This window comes from Rhodococcus sp. NPDC003382 (assembly GCF_053589135.1).
The window spans coordinates 37,594-62,487 of record NZ_JBSFRH010000019.1; the positions used below are offsets into that span (position 1 = coordinate 37,594).

Consider the following 24,894-nt stretch of genomic DNA (forward strand, 5'->3'; position numbering starts at 1 on the left):
CGGCTCCCGGTGATGGGTGCCTCTCCGTCGTCGAGCGGAGAGGCACCCATCATCCGTTCCGGGGGTCGTCGAGGAGATGCAGGTCCTCTGGAGTGTCGATATCCGCCGCGTCGGCGAGGGACGAGCAGTCGAGACGTCGCACGCGGTCGCGATTGCGTGCCAGGAACGACCGGGCGCCCTCGTCGCCGGTGGCCTGCGCGGCGGCGGCGACCGCGTCGACGCGGTCGAACACGACGGGATGGCCCGGGCGGTCGCCGAACACCGGCAGCGTCACCGTCCCGGGCTCGTGGGCCGACAGCACGGTGCGCACGAGTTCTGCGGTGATTCCGGGGAAGTCCACCACGGTCAACGCCACCGTCGAGTGCCCGGACGACGCATCGACGCCCGCCCGCAACGACGTCGACATCCCTTCCGCCCAAAGCGGATTGCGCACCACGATCACGTTCGGGTCGCACTGGGCGGCGACGTCCTCTCCGTAGGCACCGACGACCACGACGACCTCGTCGCAACCGCCCTGTCGCAGCGCATCGACGACGGTATGCAACAGGGGACGGCCCCGGTGGGGCAGAAGCGCTTTCGCGCGACCACCCAACCGCGAGCCGTCCCCTGCGGCGAGAACGATCCCGGCCACGGTCATGGGCCGAGGATACCGGCTACTCGACGGGACGGGCCGTCTTCATGGCCCGCTCGACCTCCCAGAACGCGCGCAGCGACGCGATCTTGCCGTCGCCGTCGGTCCGGTACACGAACACGCCCTCGGCGTCGATGACGGTGCCGGCCAGCGTGGTGCGGATCGTGCCGATGTTGACGCACTCGTCGCCGCACACCAGCACATCGTCGATGAGGAACTCGAGTTTCTCGGTGTTCGCGATCGTCATGTCGTAGAACGCGGAGATCGCGTCCCGGCCGCGGTGACCCTTGCCCTCCGGATCGAAACCGGACGGGCCGACCGGGTCCTCGACGCAGCCGTCCTCGGCGAACAGCGCCAGCCAATCGTCCTTGCGGCGGGCGCTGGCCGCGGCTTGCGACGCGCGCGCCGCGACCCGGGCGGGATGTTCCTCGCTCATACGGCGTCCCTTCCGTGAATGTATTTGTCGGCGAAGCGATGCAGCGACTCCTTCTTCGCCTCGAGCGGTGAGTCGAAACCGTGGCCGTCGAAGATCCACGGCACCACGATGATGTCGGTGACCCCGGCGTCGGCGAGTTCGGCGTAGCCGGAGGAACCGAACCGGTCGACGGACACCGCCTGGATCTCGAACGGTAGGTCGCTGCGGCCGTACTCGGCGCGCAGCACCCGCAGGCGGTCGATCACGGCGGTCAGCTCGTCGAACTTGATCATCGCCGAGGTCCACCCGTCGCCGACCCGTGCCGCGCGACGCAATGCCGCGTCGGTGTGCCCGCCGATGTAGAACGGCACGGGCTTGCTCGGTGCCGGGCTCATCTGCAACCGGTCGAAGTCGAAGAACTCACCGTGGTGCTCGACCATGCCGCCGCCGAGGATCAGTTTGATGACCTCGATCATCTCGTCGACGCGCTTGCCCCGCTTCGCGTAGGGCGCGCCGCACCACTCGAATTCCTCCGGTGCCCAACCGATTCCGACGCCGAATCCGAAGCGGTTGCCGGTGAGGTTCGCAACCGACCCGACCTGCCGGGCCAGGAGCACCGGGTTCCGGGAACCCAGCTTGAGCACCTGGGTGTAGAACTCGATCGTCGAGGTCACCGCCCCCATCGCGGCGGCGGCGATCAACGGATCGACCCACGGGGTGTCCGGGGTCCACATCCGCGAACCGTCCGGCGTGTACGGATAGTCGACCGTCTGCTTCTCCATGAAGAACAGCGAATCCGGCAGCGCGATCGACGAGAATCCGCACTCCTCGGCGGTTCTCGCGAGTCCCAGGAGCTGGTCCAGCGGCGTCATCGCGACACCGACGGTGAACTTGACCATGACCCGTCCCTTCTAGTGCGTCGGACGTTCGGAGGAGACGACCCACATCGAGAAGTACTGGGAGCCACCACCGTACGCGTGGCCGAGGGCCTTGCGCGCACCGTCGACCTGATGCTCGCCGGCCTTGCCCATCACCTGGATCGCGGCCTCCGCGAACCGGATCATGCCGGACGCGCCGATCGGATTCGACGAGAGCACGCCGCCCGACATGTTCAGCGGGATGCGACCGCCGATCGCGGTCTCGCCGGCCTCGGTGAGCTTCCAGCCGGAGCCCTCCTCGGCGAACCCGAGGTTCTCGAGCCACATCGGCTCGAACCACGAGAACGGCACATAGATTTCGCCGCAGTCGATCTCGGTGATCGGGTCGGTGATGCCCGCGTCCTTCCACAGCGCGGCCGCAGCGACGCGGCCCGCCTCCGGATTCACCTGGTCGCGGCCGGAGTAGGTGGTGGGTTCGGTGCGCATCGCCGTCGCATGGATCCACGCGACCTTGTGCCCGGCGGATTCGCGGGCCGCGGCCGTGTCGGCGTCTCCGATCACGATGGCGCACGCGCCGTCGGAGGACGGGCACGTCTCGTCGTAGCGGATCGGGTCCCACAGCATCTGGGACGCCTGCACCGATTCGAGGGTGATGTCGGGCTGCTTGAGGTGCGCGTAGGGGTTCTTGGCGCCGTTGAGGCGGTCCTTGACCGCGACCATCGCGCCGATGTGCTCGGGGGCGCCGGAACGGCGAATGTACGAACGCACGTGCGGCGCGAAGTAGCCGCCGGCCCCCGCGCCGACGGGCATCGTGAACGGCACGGGCGTCGACAGCGCCCACATCGCGTTCGACTCGGACTGCTTCTCCCAGGCGACGGCCAGTACGCGGCGGTGCACGCCGGACTGCACGAGGCTCGCGGCGACGTTCGCGGTGGAACCACCCACGGAACCGGCGGTGTGCACGCGCAGCATGGGCTTGCCGGTCGCGCCGATCGCGTCGACCATCGCGAGTTCGGGCATCATCGAACCCTCGAACAGGTCCGGTGCCTTGCCGATGACGACGGCGTCGATGTCGTCCCAGCCGACCTGCGCGTCGAGCATCGCGCGGTCGATGGCCTCACGGACCAGGCCGGCCATGGAGACGTCGTGCCGTTTGGCGACGTAGTGGGTCTGTCCCGTACCGAGGACTGCTGCCGGTTGTTTGGCCATGTCAGTTGCGTCCCTCCAGAACGGCTACCAGATTCTGTTGCAGTACAGGCCCACTCGTCGCGTGTGCGAGTGCGCGGCCGGCGCGGCCGTCGATGATCGCCTGCGCGGCGTACCCGATGCGTTCGAGTCCGCCGGAGAACATCGGGTTGCCGGTCAGCGGGCCACCCGACGGGTTGATCACGGTGGAATCGCCCAGGCCGATGGCTTCGCGCAGGATCAGTTCCTGATGGGTGAAGGGCGCGTGCAGTTCCGCGATGTCGAAGGCGGTGTCACCGCCGGTCGCCGCCTGCGCCGCGGCCTGCGCGGACGGTGCGACGGTGAGGTCGCGCGCGCCGAGATTCGGTGAGTCGATGCGGTGTTCGATACCGGTGATCCAGGCCGGGTTCTCGCAGAGTTCGCGGGCGCGGTCGCCGGACGCGAGGACGATCGCGGCGGCACCGTCGGTGACGGGCGCGCAGTCGTGCTTGCGCAGCGGGTCGGCGACGAACGGCTGCGCGAGCAGGTCGTCGACGTCGAAATCGCCGCTGATCTGCGACTTCGGGTTGTCCTTGGCGGCGGCACGGCTGCGCACCGCGATCTCCGCCATCTCGCGTTCGGTCCACTTGCCGGACTCGAGGCCGAAGCGCGCCTGCAGACCGGCGAGGGCGAGCGAGTCGACGCCGAGCGGCGCGACCAGATACGGATCGAGCTGCATGGTCAGGGTGCGGCGCAGGTTGCCCGCGGAGGACTTGCCGAAGCCGTACACGAGCGCCGTGTCGACCTCGCCGGTGATCAGCTTGACCCACGCCTCGTACAGGGCCCAGGCCGCGTCCATCTCGACGTGCGATTCGTTGATCGGCGGCACGGCACCGATCGCGTCGACCGCGGAGATGAAGGAGAACGCTCGTCCGGCAAGGTAATCCGACGAGCCGGAGCACCAGAAACCGATGTCGCTCTTGGTGATTCCGAGGCGCTCGTACAGTTCGTGGAAGCACGGGACGAGCATTTCGACGCCGTTGGTGGTGCCGGTGGTCTCACGCACGTGGGGTGCGTGGGTGAAGCCGACGACTGCGATGTCTGTCATTGATCCCGATGCTCCCTAGAGGTGGTGTTTGAACGTGTCGTAGTCCGCATCGGGTTCGCCCGTGGGACGGAAGTATTCGACGTTGCGCAGGGTGTGCCCCCACTCCTCGCGCGGTCGCCACTTGGCCTGGACGCGCATGCCCATGCGTACATCGGCGGCGTCGCACTCGAGGATCAGATGCAGGAACGGGATGTCCGCGCCGTCGAGCAGCACGTAGGCCGCGACGTAGGGCGGCTTGATCTGCTGCCCCAGGAACGGGACGTTGACGATGCAGAACGTGGTGACCGTGCCCTTGTCGGACAGCTCCACCTGCTCCTTGGTCGGGATGCCGTCGGTCGGGCTCGAGCCGCGGGGCGGAATGTAGACGGGGTCGCCCGGGCCGGTGCGCCCGCCGATGAACTTGCCTTCGGCGAGACCGCGCAGGTAGTAGGACTCCTCGGCGGAGGCGGTGTGCTTGTAGTGCAGGTCGATCGGGGTGACGATCATCGAGACCGGATCGCCCTCACCGGCGGCCGGCGTCTCGGTGGCCTCACCGGGTTCGAACGCCGCGATGTCGTCGATGTGCCCGACGCGCTCGTCGGCCCAGCGGACCCGCACCCGCATGCCGGTCTCGATGTCCTCGGGGGATTCGACGTCCACCGCGTGCAGGATCGAGGAATCGGCGCCGTCGAGCCGGATGAACGCCCACGCGAACGGGCGGTCGAACGGCTGGCCCGGAAGCGGCAGCTCGTTCCACGTCCAGCTGACGACCGTTCCGGCCTGCCCGACCTCGACGAAATCCAGCAGCGGTTCGTGGGTGACCGGGTCGTACTCCGGCGGCGGAACGAGCACCCGGCCGTCGGATGCGCGTGCCCCCACGATCCGTCCGTCGCGCAGACCGGTGACGAAGGCTCCCACGGTCGGTCCGGTGGATCGGGTGTAGTCGAACTTCAGATTCAGTGGTGCGCTCAGCGGTGGCTCGACAACCGCGCTCTTTCCCAGGCTCACAACTTCGAGTAGAACAGGTTCTAGGATTTGAGGCAAGGGTAGCGTCCGACCAGGCCGGTTCCGCACCGGCGACCATCGCGAAAGGTGCCACATGAAACTGGGATTGCAGCTCGGATACTGGGGCGCGCAGCCTCCGGCGAACGCACCGGAACTCGTTGCCGCCGCCGAAGCCGCGGGCTACGACGCCGTCTTCACCGCGGAGTCCTGGGGTTCGGACGCGTACACCCCCCTGGCCTGGTGGGGCGCCGAGACCGAACGCCTCCGCCTGGGCACCTCCGTCGTCCAGTTGTCGGCCCGCACGCCGACCGCCACCGCGATGGCGTCACTGACCCTCGACCACCTCAGCGGCGGCCGGCACATCCTCGGACTCGGCGTGTCCGGCCCGCAGGTCGTCGAGGGCTGGTACGGGCAACCGTTCGCCAAGCCGCTCGCCCGCACCCGCGAATACGTCGAGATCGTCCGGAAGGTCCTGGAACGCAAGGAACCGGTCACCAGCGACGGGCCGCACTACCCGATGCCCTACACCGGTGACGGCGCGAGCGGACTCGGCAAGCCGCTCAAGTCCATCACCCATCCGCTCCGCGCCGACATCCCGATCTGGCTCGGCGCCGAAGGACCGAAGAACGTGGCGCTCACCGCGGAGATCGCCGACGGCTGGCTCGCCATCTACTACTCGCCGCGCCTCGCGCCCATGTACAACAAGTGGCTCGACGAGGGCTTCGCCCGTCCCGGCGCCCGGCGCACCCGCGAGGACTTCGAGATCGCCGCGACCTGCCAGGTCGTCGTCACCGACGACAAGGCCGCGACCCTCGCCGCGCAGAAACCGATCATGGCCCTGTACATCGGCGGAATGGGCGCCCCCGAACTGAACTTCCACGCCCAGGTCTACCGGCGCATGGGCTACGACGCGGTCGTCGAGGAGGTGACCACGTTGTTCCGGTCCGGTCGCAAAGACGAAGCGGCCGCGGTCATTCCGGACGAAATGGTGGCCGAGACGATGATCGTGGGCGACCGGGACGAGGTTCGCGACGGAGTGCGTCGGTGGGAGGACGCGGGGGTGACGATGCTGCTCGTCGCCTGCCGAAACGCCGACCACGTGAGGTCGCTGGCGGACGTCGTGCTGGGCTGACGTCGGGGCGCTCCTGTCCGCCCGCTTGTCCGAGCGAACGTACCGTTCCGCCTCCGGCGGTCCGAGCGAGTGTATCCCTCGTCTCCTTCAATCGACTGGGTGTACCATTCGCTCTGCCGAAGGGGGCGGGGGCCACCCCGAATCGGGGTCGTTGTCCACAGGCGCGCGGTCTATCCACAGATACCGCGGCATCGGCGTCTCGACGTCTCGCGGCCGCCCGGCGGCATCGCATGATCGGCGCATGAGACGAGGAGAATGGGCAGAGGACCCCGAGACGTTGCTCAGGATCGCGAACCACGAAATCATCGCGGATTCGACGTTACGGAGTGTCGGGGTTTCGGGTTCGGCAATCCACGACAGGTGTAGGCCGGGCGGTCCGTGGGAGCGTGTTCTTCCCGGGATCATCCACTTGAAGAACGGGCGGCTGACGGATCACCAACGATCCGTCGCGGCACTGATGTACAGCGGGGAAACGGCCGTCCTGACCGGGCATGCGGCTCTGCGCGAGTACGGATTCGACACCGCCGGATACGAAGCGCACATCCTGCTTCCGGCGGAACAACGCATCCAATCGAAGGGCTTCGTGCTGGTGGAACGTACGCGCCGCATGCCGGATCACGTGGGTCGCCGAGGACTTCGCTGTGCGCCGCTCGTTCGTGCCGTCCTCGATGCGGCTCGCCGCTGCACGACGCTGGACGCGACTCGAGCGCTGATCGCTCAGGTCGTGCAGCGGGGAGCAGTGACGGTGCCCCAGTTGTCGGAGGAACTCGAGGCAGGCAGCGGTCGAGGTTCGGCCTTCCCTCGAAAGGTGCTGCGGGAGGTCGCGGCAAACGTACATTCGGTCCCGGAAGTGCACGCACGGAAGCTCTGGCTGCGCAGTGGGCTACCGGAGATGGTGTTCAACCGGGACGTCGTCGATGCTCACGGCAGGTTCGTCGCGCGTCCCGACGGCTGGATCGACGAGGTCGCGATGGCGTGGGAGATCGACTCGCTCGCATGGCATCTCTCGCCGGCCGACTACAAGAGGACGCTGGAGCGGCGGACGAGAATGCAGGGTCTGGGCATCATCGTTCTGGCGACCGCCCCCAGTGCACTTCGGGACAGCCCGGATCGGGTTCTGGCCGAACTGGTCCGGCACTTCGAGCTGGCGCGGTCGCGTCCACGCCCGAACGTTCGAGTCGTGATTCCCGACGAGGAATCGGGGATCACGGCCCGCCACGCCCTCCCACGCACGTGAGCGAGTGGTACACCCAGTCGATTGAAGGAGACGAGGGATACATTCGCTCGGAAACGGGTGAGCGGGGGAGGGGGAGGCGGGGGAGGCGGGGGAGGGGAGGGAACCGTCAGGCGCCGGTGAACTTCGGCGCCCGCTTCTCGGCGAAGGCGCGGGGGCCTTCCTTCGCGTCCGCGCTCTTGAACACCGCGGCGCCGAGTTCGGCGTCGATTCGGAACGCCTCCTCTTCGTGCATGCCCTCGGTGTCGCGGATCGTCTTGAGGATCGCCTGGACGGCGAGGGGGCCGTTGGCCGCGATGGTGTCGGCGATCTCGAGGGCCTTGTCGAGCGCTTGACCGTCCGGGACGACGTGACCGATCAGTCCGATCTCCTTCGCCTCGGCTGCCTTCAGGTGGCGGCCGGTGAGGAGGATGTCCGCGGCGATCGTGTAGGGGATCTGCCGGACCAGCCGGACCGCGGAACCACCGAGCGGGAACAGTCCCCACTTCGCCTCGGACACACCGAATTTGGCGCTCTCGCCGGCGACGCGGATGTCGGTGCCCTGCAGGATCTCGGTGCCGCCGGCGATCGCGGGGCCCTCGACGGCGGCGATGAGCGGTTTGGTGAGGCGACGGCCCTTGAGCAGGGCGGGCAGCTTCGACAGGTCCCAGCCGCCGCCGGCGAACTTGTCGCCCGGTGCCGACTTGTTCATGTCCTTGAGATCGGCGCCCGCGCAGAACGCGCCGCCCGCGCCGGTGAGGATCGCGACCCGGATCTCGGGATCGTTGTCGACGCGGTCCCACGCCTCGGTCATGATCGCCATCATTTCGCCCGACAGGGCGTTGCGGGCCTCGGGTCGGTTCATCGTCACGATGAGCACATGGCCGCGCTGCTCGACGAGGCAGTGCGGCGCACGATCCGAAATGTCCGAAGTTTCGGGTGTGCCGGAGGGCGCGGTAGTGGACACTGACAACTCCTGAGGTGTTGTGAACTGGATCTCATTCAGGTCTTGTCAGAAACGGTAACACGTTCTACTTTGATGGCGTGGCCCTAAACATCGCAGACCTCGTAGAGCACGCAATCGACCTCGTCCCCGACCGCATCGCGCTCTCGGCGGACGGTCGCGAGATCAGCTACGCGCAACTGGAGGAACGAGCCAACCGGCTCGGCCACTACCTGCTCGAACACGGCGTCCAGCCGGGCGACAAGGTGGGCATCTACTCGCGCAACACCATCGAGGCCATCGAGGCCATGGTCGCGGTGTTCAAGATCCGCGCAGTGATGGTCAACGTCAACTACCGGTACGTCGAGAACGAGTTGCAGTACATCTTCGACAACTCGGACATGGTGGCCCTGGTGTACGAGCGCCGCTACGCCGACAAGGTCGCCAACGTGCTGCCGTCCGTCCCGCAGCTGAAGACCCTGATCGTGGTCGAGGACGGCACCGATCTCGACCACTCTGCCACCGGCGCAGTCGAATACGAGACCGCGCTCGCCCAGGGTTCGGCCGAGCGCGACTTCGGTGAGCGCAGCCCCGACGACCTGTACATGCTCTACACCGGCGGCACCACCGGCGCCCCGAAGGGCGTCATGTGGCGGCACGAGGACGTGTGGCGCGTGCTCGGCGGCGGCATCAACTTCGCCACCGGCGAATACGTCCAGGACGAGTGGGATCTCGCGAAGCAGGGCGCCGAGACCGCCCCCCTCGTTCGTCTGCCGATCCCGCCGATGATCCACGGTGGCGCGCAGTGGGCCACACTGCAGGCGCTCTTCGGCGGCGGCAAGGTCGTTCTGCTCGCCGAATTCAGCGGCCACGGCGTGTGGCGGACCATCGACGAGCACAAGGTCAATCTCATCTTCATCACGGGCGACGCGATGGCGCAGCCGATGCTCGATGCCTTCGCCGAAGGAAACCCGGAAACCGGGCAGCCCTACGACGTTTCCACCCTGTTCTTCATCGGATCGAGCGCGGCGCTGTTCTCCCCGGCGCTCAAGGACAAGTTCCTCGACCTGCTGCCGAACCGGGTGATCTCCGATTCCATCGGCTCGTCTGAAACCGGCTTCGGCGGAATCGGATTCGTCACGAAGGGGCAGTCGCACGTCGGCGCACCCACGGTGAAGATCGACGCATCCACCGCGGTGCTCGACGAGGACGGCAACCCGGTCGAGCCGGGCTCGGGCAAGATCGGCCTGATCGCCCGTAGCGGTCACATCCCGATCGGCTACTACAAGGACGAGGCCAAGACGAAGGCCACCTTCCGTGAGATCAACGGCGTCCGTTACTCGATCCCCGGCGACTACGCACAGGTCGAGGCGGACGGCAGCGTCACGATGCTCGGCCGCGGCTCGGTCTCCATCAACAGCGGCGGCGAGAAGATCTACCCCGAGGAGGTCGAGGCCGCGCTCAAGTCCCACCCCGACGTGTTCGACGCCCTCGTGGTCGGCGTTCCCGACGAGCGGTGGGGGCAGCGCGTCGCCGCGGTCGTCGCGACCCGCGACGGCGAGCGTCCGTCCGCCAACTCGCTCGCCGACGCGTGCCGCACCCTGATCGCCGGGTACAAGGTGCCGCGCAGCGTCTGGTTCGTCGACGAGATCAAGCGGTCCCCGGCCGGCAAGCCCGACTACCGCTGGGCGCACGAACAGACCGAATCCCGTCCCGCGGACGACGATTACACCAACGGCTCCGCCGCCAAGGCCGGATAGAAGGGACGGCGGATGCAGACCGACCTCAGCAGGAAGTTCGGAATCGACTACCCGATCTTCGGGTTCACCCCGTCCGAGCACGTGGCAGCGGCCATCAGCCGGGCCGGTGGACTCGGTGTCCTGGGATGCGTGCGATTCAACGATCCGGACGAGCTCGACGCGACGCTCACCTGGATGGACGAGAACACCGACGGCAAGCCGTACGGCGTGGACATCGTGATGCCGGCGAAGGTGCCCACCGAGGGCACCGCCGTCGACCTCGACAAGCTCATCCCCGCGGAGCACCGCGCGTTCGTCGACCGCACCCTCACCGAACTGGGAGTCCCGCCGCTCGGGGACGACGCCGAACACGCCACGGGTGTGCTGGGCTGGCTGCACTCGGTGGCGCGTTCGCACGTGGACGTCGCGCTCGCGCATCGTCCGGCGCTGATCGCCAACGCACTCGGTTCCCCGCCGAAGGACGTCATCGACCTCGCGCACGAACACGGCGTGCCGGTGGCCGCGCTCGCCGGTGCCGTCGACCACGCGAGGCGGCACGTCGAGAACGGTGTCGACATCGTCATCGCGCAGGGTTACGAGGCGGGCGGTCACACCGGTGAGATCGCCTCGATGGTGCTGTGGCCGGAAATCGTCGATGCGATCGGTGATTCCGCATCGGTGCTGGCCGCCGGCGGCATCGGCTCCGGCCGTCAGGTCGCGGCGGCACTGGCGCTGGGCGCGTCCGGGGTGTGGATGGGCTCGTACTGGCTGACCACCTCCGAGTACAAGCTCGGCGGAGCGGACAAGGGCCCCACCGCGGTTCAGCGGGCACTGCTCGCCGCGACCTCCGCGGACACCGTTCGCTCGCGGATCTACTCGGGCAAGCCCGCCCGGCTGCTCAAGACCAAGTGGACCGATGCGTGGGCGAAGCCGGATGCACCGGCACCGCTGCCGATGCCGCTGCAGAACATCCTCGTCAGCGAGGCGCACCAGCGGATCTCGGCGGGCAGCGACCCCGAGGTCGTCGCGATGCCCGCGGGACAGATCGTCGGACGCATGAACGAGATCCGGCCGGTGGCCGAGATCATGGCCGAGTTGGTGGCGGAATACGACAAGACCGTCGACCGCCTCGACGCGGCCCGCTAGACCCGGGGGAGGGTGCAGTGCCCGGGACGGTGAATCCGTCCCGGGCACTGATAATTTCCGATGCCGGCGATCAGGTTCGGGGGAGCACTTCGACGACGCCGTGCGCCCCCTTCTCGGCGTCGGTCATCGCGTGCGTGACGAACGGATAGCGACCCGGCTCCGGGAACTCCAGTTCGACGAATCCACCTTGCGCCGGGAACAATCCGAGGGTCTGGGCTCCGCCGGTGCCGGGCCGGAGCCGATACTCGCCCTCGGCCCACACCGTGTCGAACTGCCCACCGACCACGTGGAACGACGTGCCGCGGTCGGGACCGGCGGGCAGCACCCAGATGCGGACGCGTTCGCCGGTGCGGGCCTGCAGCGGAGCGTGATCGTACTGATTCGCATACCCGTTGAACACCACCAGATCCGGTGTTCCGGCAGCGACCTTCGCGGCGTCCACCTCGCCGCCCGGTGCACCGAGATACAACTCGGATTGCACGAGAACGAATTCGCGATCCACCGCAGGCAGATCCGGCGGATCGATGATCACCGCACCGAACATGCCGTTGGCGATGTGCACCGACATCGGCATCGACGAGCAGTGGTACAGCCACATTCCGGCGCGGGTCGCGGTGAACCGGTACGTCAGCGACTCGCCCGGCGCGATCGTGCGCATCGGACCGTCCGGGGCGAGCGCACCGGCGTGGAAGTCGATCGAATGCCCGATCGTCCCGTCGTTGACGAGCGTGATCTCGAAGACGTCACCGATCCGGCCGCGCAGAGTCGGACCGGGTGCGGTGCCGCCGAACGTCCACAGCTTCTGCGTGATTCCCGGAGCCACCTCGCGCTCCACCTCCGAGACCGCCAGCGTCATCCGGTGATCGGGCCGGGCCGCCGGAGCGGTCGCGTCGTGCGGGACGAAGCCGGGTCCGGGGTCGATCGTGAGGCTGCGCGAGACGTCCACGGTGTCCGCGGTCGCGGCCTCGTGTCCGTCGTGCGACACCGGTGCGGCGCCGTCGGCGCGGACCTGCAACGTCATCCCCATCTGACGGTGGCCGGCGACCGAGCACCAGCCGTCGACGGTGCCGCCGATCACCCCGGCATCGAGGACGGCGGACTCCCCGGGAGCGATCCGGCCCGTGCGTTTGCCGTTGGCGAGCACCAGATCGTGCCGATCCTCACCGGAATTGACGAACTCGATCACCAGACGGTCACCCGCCGGGACGTCGAGCACGGCCGGCACGAACCGCATGCCCTCGACGCGCACCTGGACCTCGGTGGTGTGCCCGGTCTCCGCGACCGCCACCGTGTCGATACTCGAAATACCCACGGCCGCCGGGTCGGCCGCGACACCACCGACCGCGGCGAACACCACCACCGCGACCCCTGCGGCCGCGATGCCGAGACGCCGCGCCGCGGGCACCGGTTCGCGCACCCCGGGTGCGGACGGCACGCCCCGCATACGACGGGCCGCCAGCACCGCGCGCACGACCAGCGGCAGGAACGACGCGAACGCCACCAGCACCAGCATCGAGCACACCACGCGGACGAGACTCGGTACCGGCAGCACACACAGCACCAGGCCCACGTTCGCGACCGACAACCGCCAGGGGGCACCGCGTTCGAGTTCGGCCATCGCGGCCTGCACCGCGGCCCGGCCCCCGATGACCACGGGAATCAGGTAGGTGAGGGCGCCGAGCAGCACCTGCGCGACGAACCCCGCGAGCAGCGCCGCGGTCACCGCACCCGCGACCTCGGTGGCCTCGAACGGGGTCGCCGCGGTCGCCAGGCCTATCGCCAGGTACAGCAGGACACCGAACAGCCACAGCACACCGGCCAGCACCGACAGCGTCGCGAAGTCGCCGGGATGCTTGCGCCGGATCTCGTCGAGGTGCGGCTCCAGCACGTAGCCCGCGGCGACCAGATAGCCCAGGACACCGGCGGCCGTGACGACGGGCAGCCCCGCGACCGCACCGGCGACCCCGACGGCGAGCGCGGCCAGCAGCACCGGCAGACCGCGACGCGCGGCGTCCTCGACGCGCTGCGCCATGCGGGTGCGCAGCATCGTCGGCCACAGGGTGACCAGGGTGCCGAGCACGGTGAGGCCCACCCAGCCCAGGACGTTGATACCCGCGTGCGCGAGGACCAGCCGTTCGTGTACTTCGCCGGGCAGTCGCGAATCGGCCATCGCCACACCGATTCCCACGCCGACCGGCAGCATCGCGGCGGCGGCGACGTAGTAGCGCACGGTGTGCCCGAACCGGGACGGCAACGCCGACCGCAGGCGGCGCAGCAGCGTCGTGCCGTGCCACAGCGCCACGATCGCCACGACGCATCCGCCGACCAGCACGGCCGGCCACCATCCGGAGATCATCCCGGCGACCACGGCGACCGCACCGGCATTGAACACCAGCAGGCGCGCGGTCTCGGCCCGCCGGGACCCGGTCGGCCGCCGCAGCAGCGCGTCGGTGAAATGACCGCTCCAGATCAGGATCGCGTTGCTCACCGCACCGAGCGCGAGCACGTGCACGAGCAGCCAGCCGGACTGCGGAATCCAGCGGTGCCCGACGGACACGACGACCAGCGCCGCGAGCCACGCGACGACGACCGATCCGGCACGTAGATGCCAGCTCCCGCGCTCGTTCATGCCGGAACCTCCTGACGTGCGGGCCGCAGCGCGGAGCCGGCGGCGACCACGACGAACGCGAGGATCGCGACGATGCCGAGCGCACCGCCGACCGTGACCGCCCACTCGACGCCGCGCACGTCACCGACCGCGACGCGCAGCAGCAACGACAGGTGCAGCAGTGCCACCGGTCCGTACATGAGCGGGGTGTACGGCAGCGGGCGCCGCACCACCGCCGGAAGGATCACCGGGGCGTGCGCCATGATCATCGAGATCACGAACCCGAGCATCACCGAGTGCACGACGGCGTCGTAGCCGGGACCGGAGGGGACGGCGCCGACGAGAAGCCAGGTCAGCGCCGGGACCGCCAGCCAGGCGTATCCGGCGAGCAGGCACACGGCCATGTACCGGGCCAGGCCGGTGGCGCGGACGGTGCGGCGCGCGACGTCGAAGCGCACCAGCCAGGCGACGAGGGCGAGCAGCGCGGCGCCGAGCAGTGGATAGCCCGCCGCCGGCCACAGCAGTGTGCCGACGGTGCCCGCCACGATCGCGCCCGCGATCGCGACCAGCAGGGGTTCGGCGGGGGTCCCCAGCGTCGCGACCCGGGCCAGTTCCAGGCGCTCTCCGGCGATGGTGAGGATCAGGAACGTGCACAGCCACGGGAGCAGTTCGGGGACCGGGACGTGCGCGAGCCACAGCAGTGCGGCTCCGGCCGCGAGGACACCGCCCCCGGCCTGGACGAGGACCGCGGGGTCCGCGGCTCGCCGCCACAGCGGCACGTAGATCGCGACGAGCGCTACGGTCCCTGCGAGCAGCAGCAATCCCGAAATTGTCTGGGGTGCAGGGGACATCATCACGATTCCGCCGGCACCGAGCAGCAGCGGAGCGAGATATCCGGCGCGGCGGCCCAGCGCGACCGCGCGTTCGAGCGCGACGACCGTCCCGACGAACCCCAGCACCAGCAGAATTCCGTGGATCTCGGGCAGGCGTGCGGTGTCGACCGGGGCGGGAAGGCCGAGCAGCAACAGTGCGGCGTCGAGGCCGACGAGCAGTGCCAGCCCGCCCGGAACCAGCAGCAGCGCGCGGCGCGGAACGGGATTCATCGCGACGTCCCTTCGTCGGCCGCCCGCTCGTCGGCCGCTGCGGGACCCGGGAACGCCGGATCGGGTAGGAACAGCCGGCATGCCCCGGGCTCGGCGAACGGGAGCAGGTCCAATCCCGGTCCGGTCGCGGCACGCAACTCCTCGAGCACGCCTTCGACGATGCCCAGGTGGACCTGGCACACCACGCTGGGGTAGCGGCGCGCGGCGTCGAGCAGGGGGCACTGCCGCAGTGCGATGCCGCCTGCGTGGCCTGCGTCGTGCGGGTCGAACCCGAGCCGGGCGAGCAGATCGAGCACCGCTCGGTGCGGATCGGCCGCGTCGCAACCGGATTCGCGCGCGAGCTCGTGACCCCAGTCGCGTCCGGCGGCGCGGGCGTCGGCTTCCGGATCGAGGCTGGTGCGCGCGATGTGTCCGGCGAGGGCGGTGGCGAGTCCCGCGTACTCGCGGCTCGCACTCGTCGGGTCGGCGGCCGGGGTCGGCCGGTACAGCTTGGCGGGCCGGCCGCGTCCGTGGGCGGGTTCGGTGGTGGTTTCCACGAGAGCGTCCGCGACGAGCGCGTCGAGGTGTTCGCGCACCGTGTTGGGGTGCAGACCGAGGCGTTCGGCGATGTCGTTGATCCGGGTGGGGCCGTGGGCGCGGACGTCGTCGAGGACGGTGATCCGCTGCGGCGACAGCGCCGGGAGCGACGCCGTCGCGGGCGTCGGTCGGGGGCCGAGAAGGAGATCACTATTTTCCACGGAAATAACTGTAGTAAATTGACGGGTGATCGGCCACCTGCACAAGGAGAGTGGAAATGACCACCGACAACGTCGTCGTCGCGGCCACTGCGGAGGATGCGCACGCCGTCGACGCCATCAGGAACCATCACGCCGAGATCGCCGGGAGAATCGCGTATCTGACCGATGCGCTGCTCGACGCGGCCGAAAAGAACACAGGCTTCGAGGTCGCGCGGCGCGCCGTCGTCGACTACCTCACCGGCACCCTGTTGCCGCACGCGATCGCCGAGGAGCAGGCTCTCTACCCGGCCGCGGCCCGCCGCGTCGACGCGAAGCTGCTCGTCGAGTCCATGATCGCCGTGCACCGGCGTATCGCGGCGCTCGTCGACAGCATCGAACGCGAGGCGTCCCCGACACGCGCCGCGGCCGCCGCGTATGCGCTGCGCACCATGTTCGATGCGCACCTCGTCGACGAGAACGATCGGATCCTGCCGGTGGTCGCCGCGGACCCGGACGTCTCGCTCGCCGGTGCCGTCGAGGGCATGCACGACCTGCTCGGCGCCCACGACGACCAGGCGTCCGAACAGGGGTGCGGGGGTCACACCTGCACGTGCGGGGAGAAGGACGAACCCGATCCGGTGCTCGACGTGCGCGAGATTCCGCACGCGATCCGGCACGCGACGGTGTTCGGTGCGTTCGACGCGGTCCCCGCCGGCGGCGCACTCGTCCTGGTCGCCCCGCACGACCCGCTTCCGCTGCTGCATCAGCTCGCCGAGCGAACCGGCGGCCGATTGGCTGTCGACTACGAGGAACGCGGACCCGAGGCGTGGCGGTTGCGGCTCACCCGCGCGTGACCGTCACCGGGCGGTGAGGACGGCGAGCAGTTCCTGGATCTCGTCGATGGTCGGGGTGGCGAGGCTGTCCCGGCCGTAGACGAATCCGATGCCCGCGTACACGAGTGTTCCGGCGCGCACGCGGGCGGCGCGCTCGTCGAAACCGAGTTCACGGAAGGCATTTTCGACCACGGCCATGATCCGCTGATCGAGTGCGCGCACGGACTCGGCGACCTTCGGGTCGGTGCGGGCCCACTCCCGCACCGCCACCTCCGCCGCCCAGGCCCGATCGTCGACGAGCATCGTGCCCATCCGCGCCAATCGCTCACGGACGGGCAGCTCTTCGAGGCTGGTCAGCCCTCGGGCGGCGTCGTTCTCCTGCGAGGCGTAGCGGGTGGCGATCGCCTTCATCAGTTGATCGATGTCGTCGAAGTGCCAGTAGAAGCTGCCCTTGGTGACGCCGAGTTCCTTGCAGAGCCGGGAGATCTTCACCGCCGCACGGCCTTCGGTGACGAGAAGCCGCAGTCCGGCCTCGGTCCAATCCTCGAGCGAGAGCCGTTTCCGTCGCTCTGCCGGACGTCCGGTCTCCGACGGCTGGCGCATCACGTCAACCACTCCTTCGTCTGTCTTCGACCGCGTCGAGCCTACACGCCGCCGTGCTCGACCGCGTCGAGGGCGAGAGCGCGTGCGAGAGGATCGCGCGGCAACGCGAAGTGTCCGGCGCAGTTGCCGGGGTCGCGTTCCTGCAGCGTGACGACGGTCGTGCCCGGCATCGACGCACCGGTGGCGGGGACGACGAACCCGTCGCACGTCGAGACGATGTCCGTGTACCGGACACCGTCGGTGACCGGCCCGCGAGCGTAAAGGTCGCGCAACAGGTCGGATCCGTGAATCACCTCGCGGCAGCCCGCACAGACCGGATCGATCACCGGCTTCTCGAGGCTCAGCACCAGGTCGTATGTCCCGATTCGGCGGCTGACTTCCTCGGCGGCGGCGAGTCCACCGATCTCGGTGCCGTCCCAGATCGGGCCGAGCGTCGTCAGCGACCGTACCGACCGCGATCCGTGATCCTGCAGATAACGCTGGACGACGAGACCGCCGACGCCGTGGGCGACGACGTCCACGGTGCCGGCGCCTGCGAGGGCGGCGGCGAGGTCGCGCGCACCGGCATCCACTCCGCGCAGTCCCGCGAACGGCACGGGAACGTGGGCGGGTTCGGGTGCGCCCCAGGTGATCGCCAGGATGCACCGGCCGGCGGTCCCGAGATCGGCGGCCAGTTCGTCCCAGGCACCGGCATCGGATGCGATGTCGTGGACCAGTACGACCGGCGGCGTTGTCGGCTCGGCACACGGGTCTGCTGCCGGGGTCGCGGTGGCCGCGGCGGGGGCGCACAGGCCGGCCGCCGCGGCCAGGATCCATGCCCGGGCGAAAAGTCGTCGCACAGTTCTCCTTCGAGCGTCACCGGGGGAGCGGCGCGACCTCATCGTGCCTGGTCGCAGCGATCTTGACTGAACCATACCCTATGGTACTGTGTGGCTCGGATCACGACCGGCCGCCTTTCCCATTCGTCCGCGCAGGGCTCGTCATGGAAGCATCTCGATGCGAAAACTCAGTCGCAGAACACTTCTCACGGGAATCGCCGTGGGGGCAGGAGTCGGGGCGACCGGACTTCTCACCGGTCGTGCGACCGCCGACGGCCCCGACATCGGCCGGCCCCTGCTGTTCCGTTCCCCGACCCTCGCACCGTTCGTCGACGAACTGCCGGTGCTCGAGCAGGTCAGCGGATCGACGATCGAGATCGACGCCGTCAGCTCCACCCACAGCTTCCACCGCGACCTCCCGCCCGGCGCGACCCTCGCCTACGGCGACGGCTATCTCGGTCCGGTCATCACCGCGCACCGCGGCCAGCCCACCGAGGTCCGGTACCGAAACCGGTTGAGTGCCCATCCTTTCGCTCCCGACTTCGACACCACGCTGCACGGGCTGAGCGAACGCGACCGCGTCGAGATCCCGACCTCGCTGCACCTGCACGGCGGGGTCACCCCGCCCGCGTCCGACGGTCACCCGGAGCTGGTCTCGAGACCCGGTCAGGGCATGACCTACCGCTTCCCGAACCGGCAGGAAGCCGGGATGCTGTGGTACCACGACCACGCGATGGCGGTCACCCGGCTCAACGTCTATGCCGGGCTCGCCGGCATCTACCAGCTGCGCGACGAGTTCGACACGGGCGAGCCCGGAAACCCGCTCGGCCTGCCCTCCGGCGAGTTCGACCTGCCGCTGGTGCTGCAGGAGAAGATCGTCGACAGCGACGGTTCGCAGTCCATCCGTTCCACCCCGATCGTGCCGCAGGGTCGTTGGGAGGGCGGCGCCGTCGGAGACGTCGGCGTCGTCAACGGCACGATCTGGCCCGAGGCTCGCGTCGCGCGGGGTCTCTACCGGCTGCGCCTGCTCAACGCCGCCTCGTTCAGTGTGTGGGACCTGAGTTTCTCCAACGGCATGGTGTTCTGGGTCATCGGCATGGAAGGCGGACTGCTCGACGCACCCGCCGCGACCACCCGGATCCGGCTCTCGCCGGGCGAACGTGTCGACCTGCTCGTCGATTTCGGGTTGGTCGAAGCCGGTTCCACCGTCGAACTCCGCAACACCGAGGACGCCGCACCCCAGGCCGCGCAGATCGGTGCCGTGCGGATGCCGGTGTTCATGCGGTTCCGCGCGGAGGCAGTGCGCGGATTCACCGGTCCGGTTCCCACGACCCTCCGTGGGGGAGCGGGGCAGCCCCACCCTGTGGGCCCGATCCCGCAACCGCAGGTCGTGCGGAACGTGTCGTTGAGCCAGCCTTCGGACGTGCGCCTGCCTCCGTCGATCATGTCGCTCAACAACCTTCGCTTCCACAGCGACGACATCGAGATGCCACGGCAGGGCACCGTCGAGCAGTGGAACATCGTCAACGCCACCCCGGATCCGCATCCGGTGCACCTGCACCTGGTGACCTTCCGGGTCCTGGGGCGGCAGGCGATCAACACCCTTGCGATGTGCGCGCGTCAGCCGCAGCCGCCGCTCGGGATCAAGTGGACCCCGGACCCGGATCCGTTCGTCGTCGAACCGCTGCGCGGACCGCAACCGTGGGAGACCGGATTCAAGGACACGGTCATCTGCGACCCGAACTCGGTGACGCGCATCGTGGTTCGGTTCCCGACCGCCGAGGAACTCGGATTCGACCCCGATGCCACCTTCACCACCGACCTGGTCCGGACCATCGGCAACGGCGATCACGGCCACACCGATCCGGCTGCACACCGGGAGCATTCCGGCGCACACACACTGCAGGGCTACGTGTGGCACTGCCACATCCTCGACCACGAAGACCACGACATGATGCTGAAATACCGGACGGTGACATGACTTCCAGGACCGAGATCCGCGACCACTTCCAGCGCATCCCGTACGAACCGGCGAACGACGGCCGGGTCGAGATGCATTCGGGGCTGAGCCGCCACTATCCGACTCTGCACGCCAATCTGGTGGCGGAAGAAGGATATTCGACCGACGTGGGGGTGATCATGTGTCATCCCGCATCGAACTTCCTCAGCCATTTCCTGCTGAAGGCGATTGCCGAGCAGGGCATCCCCGCGATGGGCCTCAACACCCGCTACGCGTCGAACGAACCGGCGCTCATCATGGAGCGTGCCGCCTTCGACCTCGGCACCGGGGTGCGCTGGATGGCCGACGAACTCGGCTTCGAGAAGGTCGTGCTGCTCGGGTTCAGCGGCGGCGGCTCGCTCGCCTCCTTCTACCAGTCGCAGGCCGAGAACCCGACCGTCACCGAGACTCCCGCGGGTGATCCGGCGCCCTTCGCGTCGGCCGGATTGCGGCCCGCCGACGCGCTGATGCTGGTCGGGGCCCATCCCGGCCGGGCGCGGGTGCTGCGGCACTGGATCGACGGTGCCGTCGTCGACGAGGCCGATCCGTACCTCACCGACCCGGACCTCGACCTGTACGCGCGGACCGCGCCGCTCGACCCCGAGTGGGTGCAGCAGTACCGGGACGCGCAGTTGGCCCGCATGCGCCGCATCGACGCCTGGGCGCTCGACCAGCTCGACGACCTGAACCGCACCGGCGCCTCCGACCGCGGCTTCGTCGTGCACCGCACCGTCGCCGACCCGCGCTTCGTCGACCTGACGATCGACCCCAGCGACCGCGAGCTCGGCAGCATGTACGGTGATCCGAAGGCCGCGAACACCGCCGCCGGCGGGCTCGCCCGGTTCGTGACCGTCCGCAGCTGGCTGAGCACGTGGAGTCCCGACCGCACCAACGCCGACGCGCTCACCGACCTGCGGTCGGTGCACGCCCCGACGATGGTCATGAGCCTGCTCGGCGACCAGGCCGCGTTCGCCGAGGACTCGCGGCTCATGCACGCCGCGCTGCCCCGCGACGCCGAACTGATCGAGATGCGCGGCCTCAACCACTATCTGGTGGACCAGCCCGGCGGGCTGAACGACGTCGTCACCCGCCTCGCCGGCTGGATCCGCCGCACCGTCCTCGACGATCGGAACCAGGAGGTCCCGGCATGACCGGCACCATCGCGCGTGAGACACCCGACGAGATCGACCGCTGCCCGTCCGCGTTCCCGTACTGGGAATCCGTTGCGACCGAACGTGTCCAGCGGGTGCGGCGACTCGTGTTGAAACTCACCGGTTTCGACATCCTGCCGACCGACGAACAGGCCCGCGCCCTGTGCAACGACCTCTACAGCGGTGACCCCACCGCGGAACGATTCGTCGAGGAGGTCTACCACGGGGAGACCGGGCCGAAGCGGACGCGGGAGATGCTCGAGATCGCCCTCGTCGACGGCATCGACGCGGTGCCCGACGCACCCGAGTCGATGCGCGCGCTGTTCGAGGAGTTCGAAACCGTGCCCGACTGGGTGCAACCGGAACTCGTCGAGCAGGGCGCGGCGATCTGGCGACGCTGGGGCACCATGCTGTTCAGCTTCGCCGGCGCCGAAACCCTCGAGATCTACACCGAGGCCGCGGTCGCGACACCGCTGTCGCTGGCCGGCGGCTACGCCGGGGACAACGCGCTGCGCCGATTCCTCGAAACCTGCCGCTTCTGGATGGACGTGTCCGAACCCGGCGCGCTGCTGACCCCCGGATCGAAGGGCCGCGCCACCGCACTGAAGGTGCGCGTGATGCACGTGTCCGTCCGCTCCCGGGTGGCGAACCATCCCGAGTGGGACCAGTCCAAGTGGGGTCTGCCCATCAGCCAGACCTACATGATGCTCACCCTCATCGCCGGCAGCGTCACCCCGGGCCTGGCGCTGTGGGTGCTCGGATACCAGACCACTCCGAAGGAGATCCGCGCGCTAATCCACTTCCAGAAGTACATGGGGTACCTGCTCGGGGTGCGATTGCGCTGGTACCCGGAAACCATCGGCGACAGCCTGCGGGCCCTCGCGACCACCGTGGTGTCCCGCTCACATGACTCCGGCAAGCACGGCAAGGAACTGATCGAGTCGTACCCGCAGGCGTTCGCCCCGCGTGACGGACACCGCGGCCTGACCCGCCTGCGCGAGGCCTACAACTTCCGCATCAACTCCGTGTACTCGGCGATCTACATGGCGCCCGGTACCCGCCGCAAGTACTCGATGCCGAAGGTGCTGCCGTGGTTGATCATTCCGATCGCCCGGTTCCCGCTCATCACCGCGATGGAACTGGCCCGCCGCTTCGTCCCCGGCGTCGCCGAGGTGCACGAGAAGATCATGGTCGCCCACCGCGAGAACTGGTACCGGGCGCAGATGCAGGGACGCGAAGCACAATTCGACGCCAGCGGCGCACTGCGACGCTGACACCGCCCAGCGGCGCACTGCGACGCTGACACCGCCACTACTGGGGACACCGCCACCACTGGGAAGGGACACTGTGGCTGCACTACAGATCGTCGAGGCCTGGAACGGACCGGGCCGACGCGACGGCGAGATCACGACCGTCGCACCGAGCGACAACGGAGCCCATCCGTCGACCGACAAGCACGCCTTCGAACACTGGTACTTCGACGCACACCTCGACGACGGCCGCATCGTCGTCGCGATGCTGCAGACCCGGGAACTCGTGCACCGCAAGCCGGGTGTGGAGATCCACGTCTACAGCCCGGACGGCAAGCGCCGCGAGGTGGTCCGGCAGTTCACCGACGAGGATCTCGCGGTGTCCACCGAGAAGTGCGACGTGCGGGTCGGAACGAACTTCGCCCGCCTGACCGGCGAGGAGAACGGCCTGCCCGTCTACCGGGTGAAGGTCGCCGAGGGTGATCTCGGGTTCGATCTCACGTTCACCGCCGAGGTACCGCCGTGGATGCCCGGTCGCGGGCAGACCAGCTACAACGACCGCGAGTTCTTCGCCTGGGTCGTCGGCGCGCCCCGCGCGAAGGTCGCCGGCACGGTGACCGTCGACGGCGAGACCACCACCGTCGCCGGCCGCGGCTACCACGACCACAACTGGGGCGTGGGCGACATGAAGCGGATCATCGACAAGTGGTACTGGGGCCGGTTGTACACCGACGACTTCACCCTGGTCTACGCGATGGTGCACACGCAGAAGAAGTACGGCAATCACTGGTCGCAGCCGGTGATGGTCGCGCGCGGTAGCGAGGTGATCGTCAGCAACGGCGAGGTCGAGATGACCGAGGGGCCCACCGTGTTCGACCCCGTCGCCGATCGCACCTACCCGACGTGGCTGCGGATCCGCATCCCGGATGTGCTCGACGTCAGGCTGGACGTCCGCGAGATCGTGCACGCGCACAACCTGCTCGAGGACATTCCGCTCGCGGCGAGCCCGCTGATCAAGTCGATCGTCAACCGGCTCATCGGCCGGCCCGGGTACTTCCGGTTCCGTTCCGACTTCTCCCTGTCGGTGTCCGTCGACGGCCTGACCCAGGAGCGGCACGGCTCGACGCTGCACGAAATGGTTGCCCTGACGTGACGGCCGGTTCGGTGGACCTCGACTACCTCCACGGGTTCGGCAACGAACACCACAGCGAGGCGATCGAGGGGGCGCTGCCGTGGGGCCAGAACTCGCCGCAGCGCGCCCCGTACGGGCTCTACGCCGAACAGCATTCCGCGACGGCGTTCACCGAACCACGCGGAATCAACAGGCGCACCTGGACGTACCGGATCATGCCGTCGGCCGCGCACCCCGCGTTCCGGCGCATCGACGACGGGAACTGGGCGTCGGCGCCCCTGACCGGGGGACTGGTGACCCCGAACCGGCTGCGGTGGGACCCGCAGCCGGTACCCGGCGCCGGTCGCGACTTCGTCGACGGCATCACCACCTACGCGGTCAACGGGGACGTCCTCTCCCGCACCGGGATCGCCGTGCACCTGTACGCGATCACCGAGTCGATGACGGACCGGTACTTCGTGAACGCCGACGGCGAGATGCTGTTCGTGCCGCAGGACGGGGAACTGCTGCTGTGCACCGAATTCGGACGCCTGGCGGTCGCGCCCGGTGAGATCGCCGTCGTCGGACGTGCCGTGCGGTTCCGGGTCGAGCTGCTCGACGCGGCCGCCACCGGATACGTGTGCGAAAACTACGGTGCCGCATTCGAACTGCCCGAACTCGGACCGATCGGCGCGAACGGCCTCGCGCACGCCCGCGACTTCCTGTACCCGACGGCGTGGTACGAGGACCGTGTCGGCACCTTCGAACTCGTGCAGAAGTTCGGCGGGCACCTGTGGGCCACCGACCTCGGCCACTCGCCGCTCGACGTCGTCGCGTGGCACGGCACGCACGGCGCGTACAAGTACGACATCTCCCGGTTCAACGTCATGACCACCGGCGGCTGGGACCACCCGGACCCGTCGATCTTCACCGTGCTGACCTCGGCCACCCCGATCCCGGGGCAGGCGAACGTGGATTTCGCGGTGTTCCCCGAACGCTGGGTCGTCGGCGAACACACCTTCCGCCCGCCGCACTTCCACCGCAACGTCATGGCGGAGTTCATGGGACTCGTTCGTGGCAGGCACGATTCGAAGGCCGAAGGGTTCGTTCCAGGCGGCGCGTCGCTGCACAACCAGTGGGGCGCGCACGGACCGGACCTGGAGACGTTCGAACTCGCGAGTGCCGCGGAACTCACCCCCGTCAAGCTCGAGAACACCATGTCGTTCATGTTCGAGACCCGGCTGCCGCTGGCCGTCACCGACACCGCCCTCGCGGCGGCACACCGTCAACCCGACTACGACTCGTCGTGGTCCGGACTCGCTCGTCGCTTCGCTCCGCCCTCACCCTAG

The 24,894-nt window shown here is 68.9% G+C and carries 22 protein-coding genes; 10 read left to right on the top strand and 12 right to left on the bottom strand.

Annotated elements, in window-relative coordinates:
* Positions 1-49: 49 nt before the first annotated feature.
* The 6 genes from ACWDUD_RS14850 to ACWDUD_RS14875 are packed head-to-tail and all read right to left on the bottom strand — an operon-like array spanning position 50 to position 5,183.
* Positions 50-637, bottom strand: a complete 588-nt coding sequence (locus ACWDUD_RS14850; RefSeq protein WP_450109785.1) for a nucleotidyltransferase family protein — start codon at positions 635-637, stop codon at positions 50-52.
* Positions 638-653: 16 nt separating this feature from the next.
* The gene (locus tag ACWDUD_RS14855; protein ID WP_450109786.1) at positions 654-1,067 is read right to left on the bottom strand and encodes a nuclear transport factor 2 family protein; all 414 of its coding nucleotides are present in this window, start codon (positions 1,065-1,067) and stop codon (positions 654-656) included.
* Complete coding sequence (locus ACWDUD_RS14860; protein ID WP_450109787.1) at positions 1,064-1,945, bottom strand: TIGR03619 family F420-dependent LLM class oxidoreductase; 882 nt, start codon at positions 1,943-1,945, stop codon at positions 1,064-1,066. The genes ACWDUD_RS14855 and ACWDUD_RS14860 overlap by 4 nt, the downstream gene beginning before the upstream one ends.
* A 12-nt stretch (positions 1,946-1,957) precedes the next feature.
* Complete coding sequence (locus tag ACWDUD_RS14865) at positions 1,958-3,133, bottom strand: thiolase domain-containing protein (protein WP_450109788.1); 1,176 nt, start codon at positions 3,131-3,133, stop codon at positions 1,958-1,960.
* 1 nt (position 3,134) lies between these two features.
* Positions 3,135-4,196 (bottom strand): thiolase domain-containing protein, encoded by a 1,062-nt coding sequence (locus tag ACWDUD_RS14870; RefSeq protein WP_450109789.1) that lies wholly within the window; start codon positions 4,194-4,196, stop codon positions 3,135-3,137.
* 15 nt (positions 4,197-4,211) lie between these two features.
* Complete coding sequence (locus ACWDUD_RS14875; RefSeq protein ID WP_450109790.1) at positions 4,212-5,183, bottom strand: Zn-ribbon domain-containing OB-fold protein; 972 nt, start codon at positions 5,181-5,183, stop codon at positions 4,212-4,214.
* A 91-nt stretch (positions 5,184-5,274) separates the two neighbouring features.
* Between ACWDUD_RS14875 and ACWDUD_RS14880 the strand changes: the two genes are divergently transcribed.
* Together ACWDUD_RS14880 and ACWDUD_RS14885 are read left to right on the top strand one after the other, a co-directional pair.
* Positions 5,275-6,312 (top strand): LLM class F420-dependent oxidoreductase, encoded by a 1,038-nt coding sequence (locus tag ACWDUD_RS14880; RefSeq protein ID WP_248674991.1) that lies wholly within the window; start codon positions 5,275-5,277, stop codon positions 6,310-6,312.
* A 241-nt stretch (positions 6,313-6,553) separates the two neighbouring features.
* The gene (locus ACWDUD_RS14885; protein ID WP_450109791.1) at positions 6,554-7,549 is read left to right on the top strand and encodes a hypothetical protein; all 996 of its coding nucleotides are present in this window, start codon (positions 6,554-6,556) and stop codon (positions 7,547-7,549) included.
* Positions 7,550-7,655: 106 nt separating this feature from the next.
* Here the strand turns inward: ACWDUD_RS14885 and ACWDUD_RS14890 are convergent, their stop codons facing one another.
* Positions 7,656-8,492, bottom strand: coding sequence for a crotonase/enoyl-CoA hydratase family protein (locus tag ACWDUD_RS14890; RefSeq protein ID WP_197251255.1), 837 nt, complete (start codon positions 8,490-8,492; stop codon positions 7,656-7,658).
* Between the two features lie 77 nt (positions 8,493-8,569).
* Between ACWDUD_RS14890 and ACWDUD_RS14895 the strand changes: the two genes are divergently transcribed.
* The gene (locus ACWDUD_RS14895; protein ID WP_450109792.1) at positions 8,570-10,228 is read left to right on the top strand and encodes an acyl-CoA synthetase; all 1,659 of its coding nucleotides are present in this window, start codon (positions 8,570-8,572) and stop codon (positions 10,226-10,228) included.
* A 12-nt stretch (positions 10,229-10,240) separates the two neighbouring features.
* Entirely contained in the window at positions 10,241-11,353 is a 1,113-nt protein-coding gene (locus ACWDUD_RS14900) for an NAD(P)H-dependent flavin oxidoreductase (protein WP_248675296.1), read from the top strand.
* A 70-nt stretch (positions 11,354-11,423) separates the two neighbouring features.
* On the opposite strand, the gene ACWDUD_RS14905 is transcribed toward ACWDUD_RS14900, so the two are convergent.
* From ACWDUD_RS14905 to ACWDUD_RS14915, 3 genes are read right to left on the bottom strand one after another with little or no spacing between them, the layout of a single operon-like run.
* Complete coding sequence (locus ACWDUD_RS14905; protein WP_450109793.1) at positions 11,424-13,982, bottom strand: multicopper oxidase domain-containing protein; 2,559 nt, start codon at positions 13,980-13,982, stop codon at positions 11,424-11,426.
* Entirely contained in the window at positions 13,979-15,064 is a 1,086-nt protein-coding gene (locus tag ACWDUD_RS14910; protein ID WP_450109794.1) for a hypothetical protein, read from the bottom strand. The genes ACWDUD_RS14905 and ACWDUD_RS14910 overlap by 4 nt, the downstream gene beginning before the upstream one ends.
* Positions 15,061-15,801, bottom strand: a complete 741-nt coding sequence (locus ACWDUD_RS14915) for a helix-turn-helix transcriptional regulator (RefSeq protein ID WP_197251259.1) — start codon at positions 15,799-15,801, stop codon at positions 15,061-15,063. Before ACWDUD_RS14915 ends, ACWDUD_RS14910 begins: the two co-directional genes overlap by 4 nt.
* Before the next feature lie 56 nt (positions 15,802-15,857).
* On the opposite strand from ACWDUD_RS14915, the gene ACWDUD_RS14920 reads away from it, so the two are divergent.
* Positions 15,858-16,634: a DUF2249 domain-containing protein gene (locus tag ACWDUD_RS14920; protein WP_197251260.1), complete on the top strand. Its 777-nt coding sequence runs from the start codon at positions 15,858-15,860 to the stop codon at positions 16,632-16,634.
* A 3-nt stretch (positions 16,635-16,637) separates the two neighbouring features.
* Here the strand turns inward: ACWDUD_RS14920 and ACWDUD_RS14925 are convergent, their stop codons facing one another.
* A complete protein-coding gene (locus tag ACWDUD_RS14925; RefSeq protein WP_197251298.1) occupies positions 16,638-17,216 on the bottom strand; it encodes a TetR/AcrR family transcriptional regulator in 579 nt (192 codons plus the stop codon).
* 41 nt (positions 17,217-17,257) lie between these two features.
* Positions 17,258-18,055: an esterase/lipase family protein gene (locus ACWDUD_RS14930; protein ID WP_450109795.1), complete on the bottom strand. Its 798-nt coding sequence runs from the start codon at positions 18,053-18,055 to the stop codon at positions 17,258-17,260.
* A 157-nt stretch (positions 18,056-18,212) separates the two neighbouring features.
* Here ACWDUD_RS14930 and ACWDUD_RS14935 point away from each other — a divergent pair, with 157 nt between their 5' ends.
* From ACWDUD_RS14935 to hmgA, 5 genes are all read left to right on the top strand, one after another.
* On the top strand, positions 18,213-20,015 hold the full coding sequence (locus ACWDUD_RS14935; RefSeq protein ID WP_450109796.1) for a multicopper oxidase family protein: 1,803 nt from the start codon (positions 18,213-18,215) through the stop codon (positions 20,013-20,015).
* A complete protein-coding gene (locus ACWDUD_RS14940) occupies positions 20,012-21,184 on the top strand; it encodes an alpha/beta fold hydrolase (protein WP_450109797.1) in 1,173 nt (390 codons plus the stop codon). The genes ACWDUD_RS14935 and ACWDUD_RS14940 overlap by 4 nt, the downstream gene beginning before the upstream one ends.
* A complete protein-coding gene (locus ACWDUD_RS14945) occupies positions 21,181-22,458 on the top strand; it encodes an oxygenase MpaB family protein (RefSeq protein ID WP_450109798.1) in 1,278 nt (425 codons plus the stop codon). Before ACWDUD_RS14940 ends, ACWDUD_RS14945 begins: the two co-directional genes overlap by 4 nt.
* A gap of 73 nt (positions 22,459-22,531) precedes the next feature.
* Entirely contained in the window at positions 22,532-23,587 is a 1,056-nt protein-coding gene (locus ACWDUD_RS14950) for a lipocalin-like domain-containing protein (RefSeq protein ID WP_450109799.1), read from the top strand.
* Positions 23,584-24,894, top strand: a complete 1,311-nt coding sequence (gene hmgA / locus ACWDUD_RS14955) for a homogentisate 1,2-dioxygenase (RefSeq protein ID WP_450109800.1) — start codon at positions 23,584-23,586, stop codon at positions 24,892-24,894. Before ACWDUD_RS14950 ends, hmgA begins: the two co-directional genes overlap by 4 nt.

Excerpts from the sequence above, each read along its gene's own strand:
- ACWDUD_RS14850 (WP_450109785.1), bottom strand. The coding sequence starts at position 637 with ATGACCGTGGCCGGGATCGTTCTCGCCGCAGGGGACGGCTCGCGGTTG.
- ACWDUD_RS14855 (WP_450109786.1), bottom strand. The coding sequence starts at position 1,067 with ATGAGCGAGGAACATCCCGCCCGGGTCGCGGCGCGCGCGTCGCAAGCC.
- ACWDUD_RS14860 (WP_450109787.1), bottom strand. The coding sequence starts at position 1,945 with ATGGTCAAGTTCACCGTCGGTGTCGCGATGACGCCGCTGGACCAGCTC.
- ACWDUD_RS14865 (WP_450109788.1), bottom strand. The coding sequence starts at position 3,133 with ATGGCCAAACAACCGGCAGCAGTCCTCGGTACGGGACAGACCCACTAC.
- ACWDUD_RS14870 (WP_450109789.1), bottom strand. The coding sequence starts at position 4,196 with ATGACAGACATCGCAGTCGTCGGCTTCACCCACGCACCCCACGTGCGT.
- ACWDUD_RS14880 (WP_248674991.1), top strand. The coding sequence starts at position 5,275 with ATGAAACTGGGATTGCAGCTCGGATACTGGGGCGCGCAGCCTCCGGCG.
- ACWDUD_RS14885 (WP_450109791.1), top strand. The coding sequence starts at position 6,554 with ATGAGACGAGGAGAATGGGCAGAGGACCCCGAGACGTTGCTCAGGATC.
- ACWDUD_RS14900 (WP_248675296.1), top strand. The coding sequence starts at position 10,241 with ATGCAGACCGACCTCAGCAGGAAGTTCGGAATCGACTACCCGATCTTC.
- ACWDUD_RS14905 (WP_450109793.1), bottom strand. The coding sequence starts at position 13,982 with ATGAACGAGCGCGGGAGCTGGCATCTACGTGCCGGATCGGTCGTCGTC.
- ACWDUD_RS14910 (WP_450109794.1), bottom strand. The coding sequence starts at position 15,064 with ATGAATCCCGTTCCGCGCCGCGCGCTGCTGCTGGTTCCGGGCGGGCTG.
- ACWDUD_RS14920 (WP_197251260.1), top strand. The coding sequence starts at position 15,858 with ATGACCACCGACAACGTCGTCGTCGCGGCCACTGCGGAGGATGCGCAC.
- ACWDUD_RS14925 (WP_197251298.1), bottom strand. The coding sequence starts at position 17,216 with ATGCGCCAGCCGTCGGAGACCGGACGTCCGGCAGAGCGACGGAAACGG.
- ACWDUD_RS14935 (WP_450109796.1), top strand. The coding sequence starts at position 18,213 with ATGCGAAAACTCAGTCGCAGAACACTTCTCACGGGAATCGCCGTGGGG.
- ACWDUD_RS14940 (WP_450109797.1), top strand. The coding sequence starts at position 20,012 with ATGACTTCCAGGACCGAGATCCGCGACCACTTCCAGCGCATCCCGTAC.
- ACWDUD_RS14945 (WP_450109798.1), top strand. The coding sequence starts at position 21,181 with ATGACCGGCACCATCGCGCGTGAGACACCCGACGAGATCGACCGCTGC.